The organism is Desulforhopalus vacuolatus (assembly GCF_016918505.1).
Taxonomy (GTDB): domain Bacteria; phylum Desulfobacterota; class Desulfobulbia; order Desulfobulbales; family Desulfocapsaceae; genus Desulforhopalus; species Desulforhopalus vacuolatus.
On record NZ_JAFFPZ010000077.1, the window covers coordinates 1 to 2,193 of the forward strand.

The window sequence follows — 2,193 nt, forward strand, 5'->3', positions numbered from 1 at the left end:
CTTTCTCCGTTGTTGTCTAATATTGTGCTGGACGAGCTTGATAAAGAGCTTGAAAAGCGTAATTTGTGTTTCGTCCGTTATGCGGACGACTGTGTGCCACGAAGGCGCACTCAGGTGTGTGATGTTGCACACCTTGTGTAGCCATGCTGCACAAGAGATGAGGGTAGGTCCCTCGGAACCGGCTTGCAGGAGCAGGTTTCAAACCACCTCAAGCTGCTGTGGTAAAGAGCCATGGTGGTGAGCGTTGAGGAAAAGGTCCCGCATGACGGGATCAGGTAAGGCTCATGGAGACGAACGTGAGTGAACCGCTGATGACGTGTCGAAAGCATAGGGATGGCGTCAAAACCGGGGTCGAGTCGTTGCCCCGGGATAAGTTTGGGAGTTACCTGTTTACTACCCATTCGGCGTCCGGCATTAAGGCGGCGTGAACTAGAGCCAGGCTATTGTGTGGAACGTGGGAAGCTGTCGTTCCGATGTTAAGGGAGAAATTCAAGTGGAAGACCCACAAGAATGAGAGTACCGATGCGGAGCACAGTGACGGATCGCCCCGTAGTAGTGATGAAAGCCCTGTAATGGGGCTGGAGCAAAGGGGGCGGGTTATCCAGCCTAATGTAATGACCAACCAGAAATGGGAGGAGTCTTTGGAAAAGGCAAAGTCGTACAAAATTTCCAAACAAGTTGTAGTGGAGGCATGGAAACATGTTAAGGCGAATAAAGGCGCTGCAGGGGGTAGATTCTGAAACGATATCAGACTTTGAAGAGAATCTTAAAGATAACCTTTACAAGATCTGGAATCGTATGTCGTCCGGAAGTTATTTCCCACCACCAGTAAGAACGGTAGCAATACCGAAGAAAACAGGTGGTGAGAGATTGCTTGGCATTCCCACAGTTTCCGATAGAGTAGCACAGATGGTGGTCAAGATCCACTTTGAGCCGACCGTGGAACCTTTCTTTCACAAGGATTCATATGGATATAGACCAAGAAAATCGGCGATTCAAGCAATCGAGATAACTCGCAAGCGATGCTGGCGGTATGACTGGTTGCTTGAGTTTGATATCAAAGGACTGTTCGATAACATCAGACATGATCTGTTGATGCGGGCGGTACGGCATCACACAGAGTGTAGCTGGGTAATCCTTTACATCGAAAGATGGCTGAAGGCTCCCTTCCAGAAAGAGGATGGTACGTTGGTAGAGAGGCCGAAAGGTACTCCTCAGGGAGGCATCGTAAGTCCGGTGCTTTCCAACCTCTTCCTGCACTATGTGTTTGATAAATGGATGGACCGGAATCATCCCGGCAATCCATTCTGTCGATATGCCGATGATGCTGTTGTGCACTGTCGAACTGAGACTGAGGCATTTGCGCTCAAAGAAGAGCTTGACGCCAGATTCAGGGAATGTGGTCTGGAACTCCATCCAGTGAAGACGAAGATTGCTTACTGTAAAGACGATCTTCGTCGTAAAGACTATCCTGTCACGAGCTTTGATTTTCTTGGCTATACCTTTCGGTCTCGACGATCAAAGAATCGCAATGGAAAGTTTTTCATTAACTTCTCGCCAGCTTTAAGTAATAAAGCAGGTAAGGGGATGCGGGAAAAGGCCCGAAGCTGGAAGATGCACCTTCGTAGCGATAAGTCCCTGGAGGATTTGTCGAAGATGTTTAGTCCCGTTATTCAGGGATGGATAAACTACTACGGTCGCTTTTATAAGTCAGCGCTGTACCCGACACTACGCCAGCTGAACCGGACACTGGTCAGATGGGCAACACGGAAATTTAAGAGGTTGAGGCGCCATCGACGCAGGGCGGAATATTGGCTGGGGAGAGTTGCCAACAGGCAGCCCTGGCTGTTTCCACACTGGAAAATGGGGGTGAAACCGACGGCTGGATGATGGGAGCCCGTTGAGCTGAGAGGTTCACGCCGGGTTCTGAGAGCGGCTGAGGGGGAGGTTCCTTCGGCCGACTCACCTCAACATATTCGTCTGCAGTCAAAGAGCTGCCAATAGGGTTATGAGGACGGTATCACACTTCGTAACCCACCGTTTACATCTGAAGGTGAATGAAGAAAAAAGTCACGTCACCCGTCCATGGGAGATGTGTTTTCTCGGATTCAGAATTACCAGTATGATAAACTTCACCCGTATTCAGATCCACCCAAAATCAATCAAGCGATTGAAAGAAAGGGTGCGGCAATT

General features: G+C 49.3%; 3 pseudogenes. All 3 read left to right on the forward strand.

From position 1 onward, the window contains the following. Positions 1 to 96, forward strand: a pseudogene (locus JWG39_RS17290) (reverse transcriptase domain-containing protein); the annotation flags it as partial. Positions 97 to 641: 545 nt separating this feature from the next. After that, positions 642 to 1,890: pseudogene (gene ltrA, locus JWG39_RS15920) on the forward strand (group II intron reverse transcriptase/maturase). 118 nt (positions 1,891 to 2,008) lie between these two features. Next, positions 2,009 to 2,193: pseudogene (locus tag JWG39_RS15925) on the forward strand (group II intron reverse transcriptase/maturase); the annotation flags it as partial.